This is a genomic window from Amycolatopsis sp. QT-25 (assembly GCF_029369745.1).
Classification (GTDB): Bacteria; Actinomycetota; Actinomycetes; order Mycobacteriales; family Pseudonocardiaceae; genus Amycolatopsis.
In genome coordinates this window covers 3362373-3380627 of record NZ_CP120210.1, presented here as the reverse complement: position 1 = coordinate 3380627, position 18255 = coordinate 3362373, and the positions used below count along the sequence as shown (strand labels likewise).

Genomic DNA, 18255 nt, shown 5'->3' with positions numbered 1-18255 from the left:
CGAAGCGGAGGCGCATGCACGCAGTAAATTCGGCTCACGCCCCACTCGTATCGTCAGCGGTGAAGCTGAGTGCGAACGAGGACCGTTTATGGTCGTTTCTCCGCCACCTACGGCCAGGCCGCATCTCGTTGGGTTCGACTGGCTCATGAACCTGGACGCTGCCGGGCACGAGCATCTCCGCGGCCCGGGGGTTGAGCACGGCGCCGTCGATCTGCGTCGGCGGGCGACCATTCGGGGCAGGAAAGTTCGTAGGAGTGTAGACCCGGGCAAGCTCACCGACGTGATGAAAGCCGACTCCACCGATACGGCGGTCCTTCACCCACCGTCCACACAGGTAGTCCAGTGCCCTGCAGTCGAAGGAATGGTCGCCGGGCACCGGGATTCCGTCGGGAAACAGCATCCGAGGCGCGTAGTGCGCGACTTCGTCGAAATGTTCGGCGTAGGTGTCCGGCTCGAACTCTGGGCCGGAGGGATGACCGAACCAGTCGGCGAGTACCGCAGCGGGGCGGACTGTGCGGCGGCCGTAGGGCCTGAACCGGTGGACGTCTTGGAGCCTGAGATCCCCGTTCGGGTGCCCGTGTGTGGCGAACAGGTCCATCTTCTGGTCCGGCAGGTCTCGCGGTGAGATGACCGCGAGGTTGCGGTTACGTCCGAGGAACCCTGCGTCACGGGGGTCACCGTGCCATTCGTGCACGTGGACCTTGGCGGCGTCGTAAAGAAGTGCGGGCCCGATGTCGCCCCATTCGCCTGGCAGGGACCCGATCCGGAGGACGTAGTTACGGTTGCGGGCGGCGGTGTTCAGTGCGACTTCTGCCGCGCCTTGCCCGTGGTTGCCGAAGAATCGCCAGAAGTTGGCCTCCGCGATGACCCCGAGATCGGGCCACCGGTCATCGGCGCCCACTAGTGCCGCATCAAGCAACGTTGGGTAGGTAATCCGGGCGGCGGATTTTGGAGTTGACGGCGGAGTGGTGTTTGGGGTGGCTGTGGCGGTTGCGTCGGCGGAGGTAGCCGGTGATCGCTGTCTCTTGGGTGGCGTGGCTGGGGTAGTCGCTGCCGTCGAGGGTGAAGTAGCGGACCGCGGTGAACTCGCACTCGATCCAGTTCAGCCACGACGCGTGGGTGGGCGTGTAGACCAGCTCGATGTCGTTGGCCGCGCACCACGCGGCGACCTCGGCTTTGGCGTGGGGTCCGTAGTTGTCGCAGACGAGGTAGAGCTTCCCGGCGGGGAAGCGGCGGCGGTGTTGTTTGCAGAAGTCGAGGAACTGCGGCCAGCGTTTGCGGTCACGGAACCGGTAGGACATCTGCCCGGTAGCCAGGTCGAGCGCGCCGAACATGTGCCGAATGCCTTTGGTGCGGGTGTAGGTGGCGCGCGACCGGGCCGGGCGACCGCGGGGGAACCAGCCGCGGCCGGGGCGGGGTTGCAGGTTCAGCGGCCCGAACTCATCGACACAGATCACCCGTCCGTCGGCAGGCGGATGATCGCAGAGGTCGAGGATGCGGATCTTCTTGGCCACGAAGTCCGGATCTTTGCCGGCTTTCCAGGTCTTCGTTGCCTGCCACGACACGCCCGCCTTGCGCAGGATCTGCCGGACGGTTTCGGTACTGGCCCTGATCCAGGCGTGCCCGGCAAGGTAGCCGACCAGCTTGCTCAGGCTCCAGGTCGTGAACGGCAACCCCAGCTCAGCCGGTTTGCAGGCGGCGATGCGGCAGATCTGGTTACGGGCGGCCGGCCCGAATTTAGCTGGTCGGCCGCCCCTCCATTTTGGGGACAACGCCGCGAACCCGGAATCGTCGAACGCGTGGATCACCTCCCGCACATAGCCTTCGGTCGCGGCGAACATCACCGCGATCTCACCCGCGGACCGGCCCTGCACCGAGGCCGGCACAATCCCCGACCGCCGCAGCCGCACCCGATCCCGGGCAGACCACGTGATCTTGACCAGCCGCTGCGCTTCCCCCGGCTCCAACGACCGCGCGAACACCTCCGGCCGACGCGCCACGGCTCACCTCCACCGACCAGCCTCGCCATCAACAACCCAGACGTCCACACAACACGGTTACCACACCAACCTTCCTTGATGAGGCACTAGCTAGCCACTGGGTCTGTTTGACCGCCGGTGACCATGCAGGGGGGTGGTGACTGATCACTCGCGCAGCCAGGACCCATCGGCGGAAGCTGGTCACGAAGGCCCACCGTGGGTCGCCGCAGCTCACTGATGTTCGTAGCCGACTCGGCTGCGCCGCTGAACGAGGCACCATAACGGCTTAACTTGGCAGGCGTACCGACGACGAGACCAGGGACGATCGACAGGCCAAGCCAGCTCCTACCGCGAACAACATCGAGGTGCCCCCTGGCCCCTCATTCTCGCCATGACGGCGTCGCAGGAGATCACGAGCTCACATCCGGCCCAACACAGCTATCAGAAGCCGCAAAGTTGCTGTTCAAAAGCTTTTGCGATCAAAACGACCGGCTGGCAGGAACCCGCCAGTACCAGCTATGGTCGGTCCCATGAACACGCATCCCGCGCATGGATGCAACGGACAGGTGTTCGATTCCCCCCTCGGACACCCGCATTATTCACACCCAAAGAGGTCGTCGCGTAGACGGCCTCTTTTTCGTTGTCGTACCGCAGGTCAAGCCTCAAATCCCGTAGAGCCTCGCCAGCTTGCCCGGCTGGCTGTCGGCGAGCGCGGCCCCGATGTCGCCGAGCGAGTCGATCATCGCGTAGACCTCGGCATCGGTGATTCCCGCAGGCTCGCCCGCGGCCGCTAATGCTCCCTGCGCCGCCGCTCGGTCCGCTTGAGCCTCGTTGGATGCTCTCGACCAGCGCCGTCGGGTCGACGCCAGCGGCGATGGCGTCCCGGAAGCGCCTGAGCTTGGCCTCCGCCTCCACCAGCTGTTTGCTCGCGGCTCCATCGCCCTCGGCTCGGGGCGCTGGCTGAGCGCCCACAAGCTGGCTGACGGTTCGCCCGATGCTCTGCCGGTCGAACAACCCACCGATCCAGCCGTTCACCGCGTCCCGCAGCGGCTCCTTCCGAAGATAGATCGTGGGCGGCGGATGCGTGAGCAGGCCGGCACACCGGATGAGACCGCGGAACAGGTGCACGTGCTTCACCGGGCGACCCGCGCGTTCGGCCTTGCGAACCGTCCGGAGCCCGCCGGCCGCTTTAGCTCGCCGGATCGACTGTGCCTGCGTGAAGTCCTCGACCGAGACGATCTTCGGGTGTGCGGGCTTACGTGACCGAACCACCCGATCCGGTTTGGCTCGCCGGAACCGCACGACGTTGCCGGCAGCGACGTCATCGGGGTCGAACAGCATTTCCTGCCGAGCCGACCGTCCAAAGACCGCATAGCCCGTATAGCGCGGGTTCTCCAGGATCGATCGCGTTGTGCTGCCCTGCCAGCCATCGGCGAGCCGATGCCGGTTCTGCTCCGGCCGCCGAGCCGAAGGGCAAGGGACCCCATCCCGATTGAGCCCGTTCGCTATCGCTCGATCACCCTGCCTATCCAGGTACTCGGCAAAGATCCGGCGCACTACTTCGGCGGCTGGCTCATCGATTACGAGCATCCGCAGACGGACCCCTCGGACATTTGCTTTGTCTACCCGCGGTGATCATCGTTTTGACGGCTTCTTTAGTTGTTGAGCCTACTGCTTGGCCCAGCCGCACATGGTCCGCATCGTCGACGAGTAATCCGAGCCTGGCTCGTTACCTTCGTGGCGGTGCCGTGGTCGGCGCTGGTGGTCTTCCGTGAGTGACGGAGGTTGTGACTTGCTGGGGCGGATCTCTTGTTGGCCGTCCACGAAGGATCTGCCCAGACCCACTATGCGCTGAACAGCCGGTTCTCAGGAGGACGGTTCCGTCTCGAGTACGCCGCGACCGGATCCGACGCCGACGTGCCCTCCTGTGTGGGCTTCGAGGTGGCCACCTGCCGAGTGATCGAGTGGCTGCCCCAGGGCCGCTCCTTCAGATGTTGTTCGGCAACACAGGCCGACATCGGCAAACGCGTCGACGGCGCCGACCTCGTCTCCGTCAGGATCGAACACCTTCGCCAAAGCATCTTATCGATATCGAAAACTGGAAACTATTTCGAAATGCGTCGACGAGGCTGTGTCCAGAACTGCTGAATGTGGGCAAAAAGTGGACATTTTCAGGTCAATCATCAGGCCTTCGAGTTCATTCTCACGAAATGATCTCGGCTGACTTGAACATCCATACCTGCGTGTCGAAGATCGTTTCTCTTGCGTATGCTCGTCGGTCAGTGAATCGCGAGCGGAAAGTCGGAGATTCAAATGAGTGAAGACAAGCTGGCTCGTACGGTGGTGGCTGTGCTGTCGCACTACCTCATACGGAAGTCGGCAGAGGGGCCCGGCGCGTACAACGGTCCGTTGGAGGATCTGCTCAGCCGGGTGCAAGCCCGACTTTCTGAGCCGTTCCTCGCCGAGGTCTTCGAACGGTTCGTCGAGCGACCTTCGGGAACCGTCGAATCGGAGACGCTGCAGCTCCACGTTCGCGAAGTGGTCACGCGGGACGCTGATTTCGCTCGGGAGCTGACGTCAGCTCTCGCCGGCCGGAAGGTGAGCAGGTTGCGGAGCCCACGACGGCGGACCCGCTTGATTCTGGCGGGAGTCGCCGTCATATTGCTGCTGGTAGGAACCTTCGTCGTCGGCCGTGTAACCACATCGCGACCGGCGCAGGTCACAGCCGCGCCCACGACGATCAATGTCGTACCGCCAACGAGCCTGTCTTCGGCGGTGAGTACGACGGCCCCGCCGACGTCGACCACGAAGTCCTCCACCGGCTCGGCGGTTCCTGCCGTTCCCGGAGACGGTGCGAGCGCACCCAAGGGGTCACCTGTCTTCCTGCTCGATCTGCCGCGCCCCGACGACGAATGGAACTTCTCGCGAGGGGATCACGACGTGCAGCTGACGCCGTACCCGAACTCACTGTGGAACACGTTGGCGACGTGCAACAGTAGTTCCTACAGTCGTGAACAGCAGTTTCGCCTCAAGAACTTCACTCGGCTGGAGGTGAAGGCGGTAGGAACGGACTCGACCTCCTCACCTGAGCTCGGGGTGAAGTTCGAGGTTTTCGTCAACGACGACGCGGTGAACGCCATACAGACCGTGTTGGTGAATCCGGGAGAAGCCAAGCCGCTGTCGGCCGAACTCCCCGCCGGCGTCTTCGCGGTGAAGCTCAGGACGTCGTTCACCACCGCCCCCGGAAAACCCTGCAGGAGCGGTAACGCGGTTTGGGGATCGCCGTACGTCGTCGCGTCCGGAAGCTGACCTGCGAAGAAGCAAAGGAATAACCCATGGCCGAGATTTTCATCAACTTCCGCAACGGCGACGCGCAGGACACCGCTGTGCTGATCGATCAGAAGCTGTGCCTGGTGTTCGGCGAGGACAACGTCTTCCGCTCGAGCCGGGCGATCCCCAAGGGAGTGGTCTTCGATCCGGCCCTGATCCAGGCGGCGTCGAACTGCTCGGTCTTCCTGGCGGTGATCGGGCCGCATTGGCTCGACCGGGACAAGGAAGGCGGCCGGCGGATCGACGCGCCTGCCGACTGGGTGCGCACCGAGATTGAGCTGGCGATCGCGAGCGGGAGGCCCGTCATCCCCGTGCTGGTCGGCGACCACAAGATGCCCGAGGTCACCGAGCTCCCCGCGTCGATCGCGGACCTGACCCGCCGCCAGTACCTCCGGATTCACCACCGCTCGGCGGTATACGACTTGAAGCACCTCGTCGACTCGATTCGGGACCACCTCGGGACGTCGAACGGCATCCCGAACCCCGGAGTACCGGACTCAATGCGGCTGACCCGTCTCCCGCCCATCAGCCGCTCGTCCGACGTGCGGATCGGTCCGGTCAGAATCGACAACCGCCTTTTCGGCGACAGCGTCATCCACCGCTGCACTGACTTCGCGCGGAGCCCGCGAGGCTCGATCAGCTTCAATCTGGGCAGGAGCTACCGCCGGTTCGAGTCTACTGTCGGCGTCCTCGACGACGCGACCGACGCGAGCCAAGAGGGGGTCTTCCAGGTCTTCCTGGACGGAGTGCTGCGGGATGAAAAGACCGTCCGGCTCGGGCGATCACGAGTGTTCAGGGTGGATGTCACCGACGTGCTGCGCCTGGAGCTGCAGTCCTACCGGCCCGGCACGACCGAAAGCCCGTTGCTGACCGGCGCGCGGATGGCGGGCGGCCTCTCCAACAACCTGCCGGAGCTGGGCTGGGGCAATCCCGAGGTGCATTCCTGACGACAGCGCCAGCGGCAACGCAAAGAGATCTTCACTTCCGGATGAGACGTGGCCACGCGGGGAGCCGCTTGCGGCCTTCGAAGCGGCAGGTGACTCGCCCCGGGCGTGTCTGACGAATTCTGGTCGTTCGCCGGGAAGCGGGCTCCGGTGTTCGCCACGACCGGGGTCTGCCCGACCGGCGCCCACGTGGTGCCGGCGTGATGTCCGAGCGGATTCCGGCCTCGTCGGCGAAATACTGTCGCGTCGGCCTCGGCGCGGATGGCCGGGAACCGCTCGGTCTTCCATGCCTTCACGGCGTCCGGTCCTGCTGGTAGGCGCGGTGCAGGGGACACTGCGGAGACATGCCCATGATGCGCAGCAGTCGGCCAACGCTGACCACGCTCAGCTTCTCGCGGAACTCGTGGGCGATCACTTCCCTTATCCACGAAGCGAACTCGAACGGCAACTGCCGCGGTTCGACGCCTGCGATGAACCGTAGAACCGGGAGATCTGTGTCGCGGGCAGCCTGGGCGTGCGGTCCGGCACCGCTTTGGCCTTCAAGGCGGCCTTGCCGCCCTCACGTGCCTTGACCAGCCACCCGTGTGAAACCCCGGCATGACCGCGACTTGTTCCGGATGGGCACCCGCGGCGACCTGCTCGATCGCCCGCATCCGCAGCGCCTCGAGAGGCTTGTGCTCCTACTTCCGGCCATCCTTGTCACGCACACAAGAATCATCACCCCAGCCACCCGAAGCCGGGGAATCGCCCGGCGAGTATCGACCTTTTTACGAATTCATCAATAAGCTACGCGGCATTGAGTTTGACATCGAAGAAGTGAGTTTCACATGATTTTCTCCATTTCACCCGAAGGAAGGACGTCAGCAACCGACCGGACACGGAAAAGATCAACTCTCTCGGCGGTGGCCGGACGCGCTGTCCCCGATTCCAGGACGCGGACTGACGCCGAGTAGTCACCGGACGACAGGGCGAACTCATGGGGTACTAGGCTCCTCGTATGGTGACGGAAACAGACCTGGCACTGGATGACGGCCGCACGCTGCGCGTCTACGACACCGGCCCGGGCGACACCGAAACGAGCCTTCTCGTGTTTTGGCATCACGGCACCCCGAACGTCGGTACGCCACCCGAGCCCCTGCTCGCCGCCGCGGCTGAACGAGGTGTGCGATGGGTGTCGCACGATCGGCCTGGCTACGGCGGATCGACGCCGCACCGCGGCCGGGCCATCTCGTCGGTGGCAGCCGACGTGACCGCCATCGCCGACGCGCTGTGCGTCGAGAAGTTCGCGGTGATGGGGCATTCCGGCGGCGGGTCGCACGCGCTGGCGTGCGCCGCACGGCTTCCCGAGCGCGTTTCGGGTGTCGTCTGCATTTCGGGGCTCGCCCCTGCGGGAGTCGAGGGGCTCGACTGGTTCGCGGGGATGACCCCCTCCGGCGAAGAGAGGCTTCGCGCCGCATCGGCAGGGCGGGACCAGCTGGAAAAGTTCTTCGCCGAGAGCGAGTTCGACTCGGACGACTTCACCCCGGCCGACCATGACGCGCTCTCGGGTGAGTGGTCATGGCTGGGCGAAGTCGCGGAAAAGGCCATCCAGGGTGACCCCGGAGGCATGGTGGACGACGAGTTGGCCTATGTCGCGGAGTGGGGTTGCGACCTCGGGCAGGTGCGCCAGCCGGTGCTGCTGATCCACGGCGGCCAGGACCGGATCGCGCCGAGCGCGCACGCCGAATGGCTGGCGCGCCGGTGCGATTCGGCGGAGCTCTGGCTGCGGCCGGACGAGGGGCACATTTCGGTCCTCGGCTCCGCCGTCGACGCGCTCGACTGGCTCCTGGAGGACAAGGCCCGGAAATGACGCCCAGGCCATCCGGGGCGCGACAAGATCCGGCCTCGGCCGGGAGGCGCGAAAGCGAATGGGCTTGCGAGCGCGTTCGCCCGGCTTCCTTTTCGTCGAGCGCGCCGACACGGACGTGCCCGTTTCCGCTGCTCCCGCGTGAGGCGACCCTTAGCAGGTGACCGCGGTACGCTCGCGTCTTCCACCTTGCCCTTGTCTCCCGGGGGCCGCGGGGCATGCCCCGGCCGAGGTCACCGTAGGTCACGCCCACCCCGGTCTCACGCCTCCTCGGGACCGCACCCATTTCCGTGTGTCAGACACTCGACCCAGAAGGTATCACTCTGCGAATTGCGGTATGAGCCGTTGCGGTGAACAAGTCCGTGGTCACTAGTGCGCGGTTCGGTCACCATGATAAGCAGGGGGCTTCCTTTGACGACCTTCGAATCACTTGGTACTGTTTTCAAGTGACATTGAAGTAATTACAAGTTCGGTTGTCACAAGGGGACTGGGGCAAGCATGACTTCTTCCGAGCGTGCAGTTGAGCGTGCAGTCCGGTACATGTTCGATAATTTCAACGAAAAGGTGACGGTCGAAGATCTGGCGCAGGTCGCCATGTTCAGCAAGTTCTATTTCACCAGAATGTTCCAGCGCGTGACCGGAATTTCCCCTGGCCGTTTCCTCACCGCGATCAGGCTGCAAGAGGCCAAACGGCTGCTGCTGACCACCTCCATCAACGTGATCGAAGTGAGCCATTTGGTCGGCTACTCCAGCGTCGGCACCTTCAGCACGACGTTCAGCAAGGCCGTCGGGGTCTCGCCGACCGAGTACCGGAGCGGCGGCGGGGTGGCCCAGCTGCGCTGCCAAGGCATGATCAGCAGGAGTATCCACACTGTGGGAACAGTGCACGGGAGGATCACGGCACAACACCCGGACGAACTCGGCATGGTGTTCGTAGGGGTGTTCCCGGGCCGCATCCCCCAAGGGCGTCCGATCAAGTGCACCGTGCTCGACAGGCCGGGCCACTTCCGCATCGACGACGTACCGAGCGGGGAATGGTACGTGCTGTCGCACTCGTTGTCCAAAGATCGCAATGAGGTTTTACGTGTCCCGCTCGATGGCGACCTCGGGCTGTCGGTCGGTGCCTGCGGCCCCGTGACCGTAGGCGCCGGCGTTTCCTGCGGGCCGGTGGATCTGACCCTCAAGCCCAAGCGAACGATCGATCCACCGGTAGTGCTCGCCCTGCTGAAAATCAGGTCGTCGATACTCACGGAAGTCGGCTGATCTTCCGGTTTCGGCTTCTCTCGAATTCGGCATCGGCCACAAGAACTGCCCGGATTTCGCTCCGGGCCTCTCTTGTGTTTCGGCACCTCGCATCTCCCCCGCCGCGAGCGCATCCGTGCCTACAGCGGCACGTTTCCGTGCTTCCGCCGGAAGGGCTGCCTTCTCTTGTCCCGCAACATGGCCAGCCCCTTGGCGATCAGGGACCGGGTCTCCGCCGGGTCGATCACGTCGTCCACCAGTCCCCGCTCGGCCGCGTAGTACGGATGGACCAGCTGTTCGGTGTAGTGCGCCAGCAGCTCGGCGCGCAGCTCCCGCGGGTCGTCGACGGCGGCGAGCTCGCGGCGGAACAGGATGTCCACCGCCCCCTCGGCGCCCATGACGGCGATCTCGTTGGTGGGCCAGGCCAGGGACAGGTCGTTGCCCACCGACCGAGAGTCCATGACGATGTAGGCGCCGCCGTAGGCCTTTCGCAAGATCACCTGGATACGTGGCACGGTCGCCTCGCAATAGGCGTAGAGGAGCTTCGCTCCGTGGCGGATGATGCCCCCGCGTTCCTGGTCGCTACCTGGCAGGAAGCCCGGTACGTCCACCAGTGTGACCAGAGGAATGCCGAAGGCGTCACAGAAGCGCACGAACCGTGCCGCCTTTTGGGCCGCGTCGGCGTCCAGCACTCCGGCCAGCACGATCGGCTGGTTGCCGACGATCCCCACCACGTCGCCGCCGATGTGGGCGAACGCGCACACGATGTTGGCCGCCCAGCCCGCGTGCAGTTCGAAGTACGCGCCGTCGTCGGTCAGTTCCGCGATCACGTCCCGGACGTCGTAGGGCTTGGCCGGATCCGCCGGCACGATCTCGGCCAGCCGGGGGCACACGTCCGTGTCCGCGCCCGACGCGGCGGAGCGTGGCGGCAGCTCCATGTTGTTGGACGGCAGCAGCGAGACCAGGTGACGGACATCTTCCAGGCAACTCGGTTCGTCGTCGTACACGAAGGTCGCCACCCCCGAGGACTCGCCGTGCACCGCGGCCCCGCCGAGATCTTCGTGACTGACGTGCTCGCCGGTGACGGCCTTCACGACCGCGGGGCCGGTCAGGTACATCTTCGCGATGTCACGGACCATGAAGGTGAAGTCGGCCAGCGCGGGTGAGTAGCTGGCGCCGCCCGCGCAGGGGCCGAGCACCACGCTGATCTGCGGGATGATGCCCGAGGCGGCGACCTGACGACGGAAGATCCCGCCGTAGCCGTGCAACGCCATCACCCCTTCCTGGATCCGCGCCCCGCCGCTGTCGTTCAGCCCGATCAACGGCGAACCGGTCTCCAGCGCCAGATCCATCACCTGGTGGATCTTCGCCGCGTGCGCTTCACCCAAGGAGCCGCCGAAGAGAGAGAAGTCCTGGGCGTAGACGAAGACCTTGCGGCCTTCGACGGTCCCGGAGCCCACGACCACGCCATCGGTTCGCGGCCGCTCGCGGGGACTCAGCGGACCGGTCGGCAGCTGCCGACGATGCAGGCCGAGCTCGACGAACGATCCCTCGTCGAGCAGGAGGTCCAGGCGCTCCCGTGCGGTGCGCTTCCCGCTCGCGCGCTGCCGTTCCACGGCCGCGTGGCTGCCGGCGAGCGTGTTCCGGTGCAGGTCGTCCCGCCGTTCGCGCAGCTCGCGCATCGACACCACCGAGGCGACACGCTCTTCGAGCGGCATCCTCGGGCCGGCTTCCCGCTCGAAGGTGCTCAAGACGAGATCACCGGACGCGACGTCCTGTCCACTTCGATCCCTTCCCGGGCGGCGCCCGGCGATCCGGTGGCCGTCATCAGGTTCCCCCTCGGTCGAGCCGGGTCACGCCCTGCCCTTGGTCCGTCCGCCCGAAGGCTCCGCCGAAAAAGACGAGTGCGTCGTGCCCGGCGCCCACGGTGGACGCCAAGACCGACCCGACGAAGATGGAGTGGTCCCCACCCTGGTGCCCGTCGACCAGCTCGCATTCGAGCCAGGCCAGTGCGCCGGTCAGCAGCGGGGCGCCGGTACGCGGGCCCGGTACCCACTCGACGGAGTCGAACTGGGCGGCACCCAAGGGCCGCGACCGGCCGGCGAAGTACTTCGCCAGATCTTGTTGCCGGGCACCCAGCACGGAGACGCCGAACGACCCGGTGACGGTGATCGCCTCGTGCATCATCGCCGCGCGGGACACGCAGCACAGCACCAGCGGCGGTTCGAGCGACACCGACGTGAACGCGTTGGCGGTCATCCCGTGCACCCGTTCGCCACCGGTGGTGAGGACCGTGACCCCGGTGGCGAACCGGGCCATCGTCTCGCGGAACCGGGTGGGCACCGGGTCCCTGGCGAGTACCGGGGACCCGCGCCCCGGCCCCGGTATGACGTTTCCGCCCATCAGGAGCTCCCCACCGCCGACGATGACGCATAAGGCACGAGCGCGTCGCGGAGGGCTTCAGGAACTCTGGCCGGGACAGTCGCGGTGTTGGGTCCTCGCATGCAGGCGATGCGTTGACGGCCTCGGGCGACCAGCGTCTCTTCCCCGTCCCGCCCCAGCAGCACGTAGTCGAACGTGAACTGGATCTGCGTCTGTGTCAGCTCTTCGAGCCGCATCCGCACCGCCAGTTCGTCGAAGGCGGTGATCTCCGCGAAGAACTCGCAATCGACCTTGAGGGTGAAGAGCTTGAGGTCGTCGCGCACCTCCTCCAGCACCGTCGGCGCCCTGTCCTTGAGGAACATCTCCCGGCATCGTCCTTGCCAGCGCAGATAATTCACGTAGTAGACGTTGCCGACCAGGTTCGTCTCCTCGAACCCGACGATGTGACGGATCTCGTAGTACCCGGACATGTCACCACTCCTTTCCCACCAGCACGGCGAACACCACCGGCTCGCCCACCCCGGAGATCGTCGTCACCCAGGTGGCGATGCGGGTGTCACCGGCGGAAAGCACCGTCCAGCCCCGGGGCAGCACCCGGTCCACCGTCAGCGCCTGACTGGCCGAACCCGCTTTGCGCACGCACTCGAGCGCGCTCCAGACGCGGGTGCCCGCCACCGCCGCGTCGTCCGCCGACACGGCGCTCAGCAGGTCGCGGACCGCGATGCCGTCCGGCCCCAGCAAGCCCGCCCAATCGGCTTCGGTGCGGGGCCGGACCGTTTCGATGTCGCAACCCAGCCGTCCTTCGCCCGCCACCGCCAGGGTCAGCCCGGCGGTGTGCGAAGCAGAGATGACCGCGCCTTCGGTCTCGGGGCGCCCATCAGGCCGGTACCGCACCTGGACGGAGCGGCCCAGCGCCCGGCTCACGGCGAGCTTCGTCTGCGCCCGCCGCTCGACGGGCGGACCCGCGTCCGTCCGGACCGGCTCGGGTTCGACCACCACCGTGCGCCCGCCCCCGAGCACGTCTTCGAGGGAGCGTTCGAGATACGGCCCCAGCAGCGACGGCACCCACGGGCCGGCGCCGTCGCGTTTGCGGACCGCCCTGAGCCTGAGACCTTCCCAGCGTTCGACCAGGATCCCGGTCTGGTCGCGGACGTCGATGTCATAGAGGTAGCTGTCCCCGTCCTGCGACCGCTCACGCGCGTCGAGCACGACGTACGCCGTGTTCTGTTCCTCCACTTCGGACAGATGGAGCCGGTCGACGCGTTCGGGCAGCAACGTGGCGTCGGGGACGCAGCACTGCAACGCGTGCATCATCGTGTCCCGGGTACCCGGATCGGCCAGGACGAGTTCCTGCGGCAGGAACGGCGCGAACCACGCCGACGTCGGACTCGTCGAGACTTCGGCGACGGCACGCCGCGCTCCGACGCGCCGGTAGGCCCGCAGCCGTTGGAACCGCTTGCCCTGGAACAGCACGCCGCCGTAGAGGTCGCTGACCGGTTCCACCGGGACCAGCGGCAGCGCAGGTTCGGCTCCGTCGACCGCCGCCACCAGCCGGGGGCGCGGATAGCGCAGGGTGGCCCGGAAGTGGTCGGCGCTGAAGCCCGTCTCGGCACTGCGGATGACCACGTCCACCGTCGAGGCGTCCCGTACGAGTGCCGCGAACCGGACGGTCGTGACACCGCCGGGGCGTACGACGATCGGACGCAGGAACTCGGCGTTTTCGAGCAGGGGCGAGCCCTGGTGCCCGGCAGCCGCACCGCCGACCTGGGCCATCGCCTCCATGCCCAGCACCGCCGGGAACAAGTAGTCGCCGTCGAGCAGATGATCGGCGAGGTACGGGTCGCTGCCCACGCTGAGGTCGGCTTCGGTGACGAGCTCGACATCCGGGTAGTGCACGAGAACCCGGTCGGTGAACCGGCGCAGCGGGAGTTCGGGGCGGGACAGGTTCAGCGTCGGCTGCCCGCCGAGCCTGCCCGAGACCACCAGCACCGGTCCTGCCGACGGGTCGCCGAGCGCCTGGCGCAGCACGGCGATTCCCTCTTCGGTCGAGATCGGCGTGATCCCGTCACGCATCAGCGCCTCCACCACGCCCAGCCGCTCCCCCATGCCCGCGCCGGACCACACCGACCACTCGAGCGCGAGTGCCCTGGCCCGTGGATGCTCCCGCTGGAACCGTACGGTCAGCTCGGACATCCAGTCGTTGGCCGTGGCGTAGTGCGCTTCCCCGCGCAGACCGGCACGGCCGATGATGCTGCCGAAAGTCAGCAGCAGCTTGAGCCGGTCCCGGTCGACCGCGGCCAGCACGTTCCGCAGCCCCGAGACCTTCGGCGCCAAGGTCGCGCTGAACTCCTCCGGCGTCAACGAGCCGATCGCGGCGGGCAGGTTGCGCCCGGCACCGTGCAGAACCGCCGTGACGGCACCCAGGCCCGCTTGGATCCGGGCCACCCCGGCCTCGACCTCCTCCGCCGAGGTGACGTCGACCTGTTCGTACTGGTACTCGACTCCCGCGGCGTCCATTCTGGACAGGTTCGCGGCGAGCTCGGGGTCCTGGTGCACCGCCGCCCTGCCGAACAGGGCCAGCTTCGCGCCGCTGTCCAGTGCGATGGCCAGCGCGCACTCCGCGGTGATGCCCTTGCCGCCCCCGGTCGCCAGCACCACGTCGGTGGCGTCCAAAGGGGACGGTCCGGCCCGATCCGGCAGCGTCGCGGTGAGCGCCGGTACCGTCCTGGTGCCGTCCGCCGCGTAGCGAGCCGCGGTGTATTCCGTGGTCGCGGTGACCTCGGTGGCCACCAGCACCGCCGCCGTTTCGGCCGGGATCGCCGGGTCGTCGAAGGTGATCACGGTCGTGGGCGTGGCGCCCGACTCCAGGAACAGCGTCCTGGCCAGCCCGTCCGCGCCCAGCCCGTGCTGGACCACCGCGAACCGGCTGCCGGCGGGCGCGGCCAGCGCCGCTCGTGCCGCTTCCAGGAACAGTCCCGAATGCGACTCGTCGCACTCGGGCGGCAGGCACAGCAGCACCCCCTCGCCGACGGCCGCGGCCTCGAGCGCCCTGCGCACGGGTTCGGCGAGAGGATGACCCGCCACCGTGTGCACGGACCAGGAGCCGGGGCCGGCGCTCGTCGCGCCATCGGCCGCGGGGACGGGTTCGGCGACTTCGCCGACCGAGAAGGCTCGCACCCAGGTCGCGACACCGGGCGGCTCCGCGTTGTCCGGCGCCTCGTCCGCCTGCGCGGTCGAGGCCAGCTCGTCGATCATCTTCGCGAGCTCACCGATGCTGACCGTGGCGAAGTTCGTCGTCGCCGCCAGCGCCGGACGGCCCAGCTCCCTGGTCACGTCGTTGATCAGCTGGCCGACCGTGATCGAGCTCAGATGCAGGTCGTCGAGCGGATGGGTGTCCGGGCCGACGACGTCGGGCGGGAGTTCCAGCCGGTCGGCCACCAGTTTGCACAGCAGGTCGAGCGTCGACCCGCCGGTGTCGGTCGCCGGGACGATCGGCTCGGCGGACACGGCTTCCGGGAGCATGCTCTGCCCGATCGAGCTCTCCGGGGCCTCCTCGCAGGGGCTGGCCAGGAAGGTGAACCCGCCGTCGAGCGGGAACGGCCGGACGACCCGGCCCTCGAAGAGCGCCTCGGTGTTCACCGGCGCGCCCGCGGTGAACGCCGCCGCGACGATCCGCAGCAGCGGGACGAGTGACGGGTTGTCCGTGTCGAGGGACAGCACCGGTTTGCCCGGCGCGATCTCGGCCAGCAGGCCGCCCAGTACCCGGCCGGGTCCCAGTTCGAGCACCAGGTCGGCCTGCCCCGCGGCCTCGGCGGCCGCCTGGTGGAACCGCACCGGGGCCAGGACCTGCTCGCGCAGCAGCGCCCGCAGGTCGGTTCCCGCGGCGAGGGCGGTGCCGGTCACGGTGGAGATCACCCGGCCGGTCAACGGCGCGAAGTCGAACTCGGCGAGACGCTCGGTCATCGCCTCGGCCGCGGGCGCGACGAGCGGTGAGTGGAACGCGTGGGAGACCGCGATCCGGGTGGCCGTGACCCCGGCCGCGGCCGCTCGGGCGCACACCCGCTCGATCGCCGCGACCGCGCCGGACAGCACGGTCTGGGAGGGCCCGTTGAACCCGGCGATGACGACGTCCTCGCCTTCGGCAAGCCGTGCGGCGTCCTCCGGACCAGTCGCGAGACCCGCCATCGTGCCGCCACCGCGGCCGGCCGCGGCCATGACTTCACCGCGCACCGCGGCCAGCCGCAGCACCTGCGCGGTGTCCAACGCGCCGCCCCAATGCAGCGCGCTCAGTTCGCCGAGGCTGTGCCCCGCCGCGACCACACCCTCGATTCCGAGGCGCCGCAACACCTGCAGTGCGCCGACCGCTCCCGCCACGATCCTCGGCTGGGCGACCTGCGTCGCCACCTGGTCGCCGTTCCCGGACAATCCCGCCGTCACGAAGGGTTCGTCGGCCTCTTCGAAGCGCCGCCGGAGAGCACCGGCGGTGCCCTTGCCCGAACCTTGCCCCGGGAACAGGAACGCGATCGCCGGTGTGCGGGCCGGCTGTCCGAGGAAGGTTCCTTCGCCCGGTTCGAAGACGGTGTCCGCCCCCGCGTCGATCCGGTCGAGCAGACCGGTGAGGCGCTTCTCCGCTTCTTCGGGGTTCGCCGCCACCACGGCGGCGCGGACGGCGGCCCCGGTGAGCTCACCGGCCAGCACGGCGGCGACGTCGGCCAGTTCGGCGAACGCGAGTTTGCCCGCCACCGCGGCGGCCCTCGCGATCCGCTCTCGCAGTTCCGCGGTGCCGGCCGCGTCGAACAGCCAGACCTCGGCGTCCTGGCGTCCGGCCGCGGCGTTCGCGGTCCAGCCGTCCAGCACGGCGCGGCGCGTGACACCACGCGGCTCCTCGACCGCGATGTGGGTGTTGATCCCGCCGAAGCCCATCGCCGAGACCCCGGCCCGTACCGGCTCGCTCGTGGGCCACAGTTCGGGGCTGTGCGGCAGGTACAGCGCGGCCGAATCGTCGAGCAGCTTCGGATGCGGTTCGCCGAACCCGGTACCCGGCGGGATGACCTGGTGGTACACCGCGAGGGATGCCTTGATCAGCCCGGCGACCCCGGCGGCGGCCTTGGTGTGCCCGAGGTTGCCCTTCACGGTGCTGAGCGCGGCCGGGCGGGCCGACGGCCCCGCGTCCCGGCGTGCCGAAGACAGCGCGTCGATCTCCGTGGCGTCGCCGAGAGCGGTCCCGGTGCCGTGCCCCTCGAAGTAGGAGACCGACTCCAAGCCGTAGCCGGCCCGGCGGTAGGCGCGGGTAAGCGCGAGCCGGTGGCCGTCCGCCTCGGGCCGGGTGATCCCGCCTTTGCCGTCGGAGGAGACACCCCAGCCGGTGATCGTGGCGTAGATCCGCTTCCCTTGCCCGATGGCGTCGGACTCGCGCATCAGCACCAGCTGTCCCGACCCCTCCCCCGGCCAGAAACCGTTGGAGTCCTTGGAATAGACCTTCATCTCGCCCTTGGCGAGCGCACCGGTCTTGGCGAACCCGATCACCTCGAAGGGGTCGATGGACAGGTCTACCCCACCGGCCAGCACGACGTCGAGGTCACCATCCTCCAGCGCCTTCGCCGCCGTGGCGACGGACAGCAGTGAGGACGAGCACGCGCCGTCGACCGTGTAGCCGCCGCCGCGCAGATCGAAGTGGTTGCAGATCCGGCCGGCGATGGTGTTCGCCAGACCTCCGGCCAGGGAGTCCTCGTTGATCGGCGGAAACGGTTCCTTGTAGCGGGTTTCGAACTCGCGGAGGAACTCGCCCGACTCCTCCGGGGTCCATCCCTTCTCGGCCAGGGCCGCCGCGAGCGTCCGGCGGACATACGGCCAGCGGAGTCGCATGATGTTGGCGCGGGAGAACTCCCCGGTGAGGCTGTTGCCGAGAACGACGCCCGTCGACCGCAGCGGAAGCCCTTCACCGTCGGCGTAACCCGCGTCGGCCAGCGCCTGCGAGGCGACGTGCAGTGCGAGCCAGTGGGTCAGATCCGTCGCGCGGTAGGTTCCACCGGACACCTTGTAGCGTGCCCGGTCGAACTCGAAGTCGCGCAGCACGGCGGCTTTCGCCGAATAGAACCGGTCCGGCGCCGCCGGGTCCGGTGAGTAGTAGTCCGCGTGGTTCATCCGCTCGTCCGGCAACCGCCGGAAGGCTCGGCGTCCTGCCAGCACGTTCTCCCAGAGTTCGCGGGGCGAGCCCGCGTCCGGGTAGCACAGCCCGATACCGACGATCGCGATCCTGGTGCTGCTCACGCTTTCACCACCTCCACGGTGATTGCCCGTTGACCGGCCGGTTCCACCGCCATCGATCCGGTCGGCCGCCTTTCGGTTAATCGCGATGGAACGCAGAACATGGATCCCCTTACTCGGTACGGAGAATTCCATTCGGCACGCGGCGACGGCGGATCGACACTCACCGGCGGCGTGCACCCTTGATTCCCACAGTCTGCCCCAGGCGGGCGAAACCTCCGCCTTCAGCCGTGCCCACCGAAACGACGGACAAGACACGACAATG

At 67.6% G+C, this 18255-nt stretch carries 12 protein-coding genes; 4 read left to right on the top strand and 8 right to left on the bottom strand.

All coding sequences use genetic code 11. From position 1 onward, the window contains the following. Positions 1–34: 34 nt before the first annotated feature. The 3 genes from P3102_RS15685 to P3102_RS15675 all read right to left on the bottom strand — a co-directional run bounded on the left by P3102_RS15685 (position 35) and on the right by P3102_RS15675 (position 3569). On the bottom strand, positions 35–919 hold the full coding sequence (locus P3102_RS15685) for a hypothetical protein (protein ID WP_276370051.1): 885 nt from the start codon (positions 917–919) through the stop codon (positions 35–37). Further along, positions 912–1967 (bottom strand): IS630 family transposase, encoded by a 1056-nt coding sequence (locus P3102_RS15680; RefSeq protein ID WP_276370049.1) that lies wholly within the window; start codon positions 1965–1967, stop codon positions 912–914. Before P3102_RS15680 ends, P3102_RS15685 begins: the two co-directional genes overlap by 8 nt. A gap of 528 nt (positions 1968–2495) precedes the next feature. Continuing rightward, the gene (locus tag P3102_RS15675; protein ID WP_276370047.1) at positions 2496–3569 is read right to left on the bottom strand and encodes a recombinase family protein; all 1074 of its coding nucleotides are present in this window, start codon (positions 3567–3569) and stop codon (positions 2496–2498) included. Between the two features lie 723 nt (positions 3570–4292). Here P3102_RS15675 and P3102_RS15670 point away from each other — a divergent pair. Further along, positions 4293–5288 (top strand): hypothetical protein, encoded by a 996-nt coding sequence (locus P3102_RS15670; protein WP_276370046.1) that lies wholly within the window; start codon positions 4293–4295, stop codon positions 5286–5288. Between the two features lie 26 nt (positions 5289–5314). Further along, the gene (locus tag P3102_RS15665; RefSeq protein ID WP_276370044.1) at positions 5315–6256 is read left to right on the top strand and encodes a TIR domain-containing protein; all 942 of its coding nucleotides are present in this window, start codon (positions 5315–5317) and stop codon (positions 6254–6256) included. Between the two features lie 289 nt (positions 6257–6545). On the opposite strand, the gene P3102_RS15660 is transcribed toward P3102_RS15665, so the two are convergent. Then, on the bottom strand, positions 6546–6668 hold the full coding sequence (locus P3102_RS15660; RefSeq protein ID WP_276370043.1) for a winged helix-turn-helix domain-containing protein: 123 nt from the start codon (positions 6666–6668) through the stop codon (positions 6546–6548). A gap of 582 nt (positions 6669–7250) precedes the next feature. Between P3102_RS15660 and P3102_RS15655 the strand changes: the two genes are divergently transcribed. Together P3102_RS15655 and P3102_RS15650 are read left to right on the top strand one after the other, a co-directional pair. After that, positions 7251–8102: an alpha/beta hydrolase gene (locus P3102_RS15655; RefSeq protein ID WP_276370041.1), complete on the top strand. Its 852-nt coding sequence runs from the start codon at positions 7251–7253 to the stop codon at positions 8100–8102. A gap of 495 nt (positions 8103–8597) precedes the next feature. After that, positions 8598–9362 (top strand): AraC family transcriptional regulator, encoded by a 765-nt coding sequence (locus tag P3102_RS15650; RefSeq protein WP_276370040.1) that lies wholly within the window; start codon positions 8598–8600, stop codon positions 9360–9362. A 119-nt stretch (positions 9363–9481) separates the two neighbouring features. Here P3102_RS15650 and P3102_RS15645 read toward each other — a convergent pair whose 3' ends face one another. The 4 genes from P3102_RS15645 to P3102_RS15630 form a co-directional block, all read right to left on the bottom strand. Next, positions 9482–11023: an acyl-CoA carboxylase subunit beta gene (locus P3102_RS15645; protein WP_276371194.1), complete on the bottom strand. Its 1542-nt coding sequence runs from the start codon at positions 11021–11023 to the stop codon at positions 9482–9484. 145 nt (positions 11024–11168) lie between these two features. Then, a complete protein-coding gene (locus tag P3102_RS15640; protein ID WP_276370039.1) occupies positions 11169–11744 on the bottom strand; it encodes a flavin reductase family protein in 576 nt (191 codons plus the stop codon). Further along, positions 11744–12193 carry an acyl-CoA thioesterase gene (locus P3102_RS15635; RefSeq protein WP_276370037.1) on the bottom strand — a complete coding sequence of 150 codons (450 nt, stop codon included), beginning with the start codon at positions 12191–12193 and terminating at the stop codon, positions 11744–11746. Before P3102_RS15635 ends, P3102_RS15640 begins: the two co-directional genes overlap by 1 nt. Before the next feature lies 1 nt (position 12194). Then, positions 12195–17993, bottom strand: a complete 5799-nt coding sequence (locus P3102_RS15630; protein WP_276370035.1) for a type I polyketide synthase — start codon at positions 17991–17993, stop codon at positions 12195–12197. Positions 17994–18255 lie beyond the last annotated feature (262 nt).

What these genes read in the sequence shown, in the direction of transcription:
- P3102_RS15675 (WP_276370047.1), bottom strand. Translation starts at nt 3,569, where the DNA reads ATGCTCGTAATCGATGAGCCAGCCGCCGAAGTAGTGCGCCGGATCTTT.
- P3102_RS15670 (WP_276370046.1), top strand. Translation starts at nt 4,293, where the DNA reads ATGAGTGAAGACAAGCTGGCTCGTACGGTGGTGGCTGTGCTGTCGCAC.
- P3102_RS15665 (WP_276370044.1), top strand. Translation starts at nt 5,315, where the DNA reads ATGGCCGAGATTTTCATCAACTTCCGCAACGGCGACGCGCAGGACACC.
- P3102_RS15655 (WP_276370041.1), top strand. Translation starts at nt 7,251, where the DNA reads ATGGTGACGGAAACAGACCTGGCACTGGATGACGGCCGCACGCTGCGC.
- P3102_RS15650 (WP_276370040.1), top strand. Translation starts at nt 8,598, where the DNA reads ATGACTTCTTCCGAGCGTGCAGTTGAGCGTGCAGTCCGGTACATGTTC.
- P3102_RS15645 (WP_276371194.1), bottom strand. Translation starts at nt 11,023, where the DNA reads ATGCGCGAGCTGCGCGAACGGCGGGACGACCTGCACCGGAACACGCTC.
- P3102_RS15640 (WP_276370039.1), bottom strand. Translation starts at nt 11,744, where the DNA reads ATGGGCGGAAACGTCATACCGGGGCCGGGGCGCGGGTCCCCGGTACTC.
- P3102_RS15635 (WP_276370037.1), bottom strand. Translation starts at nt 12,193, where the DNA reads ATGTCCGGGTACTACGAGATCCGTCACATCGTCGGGTTCGAGGAGACG.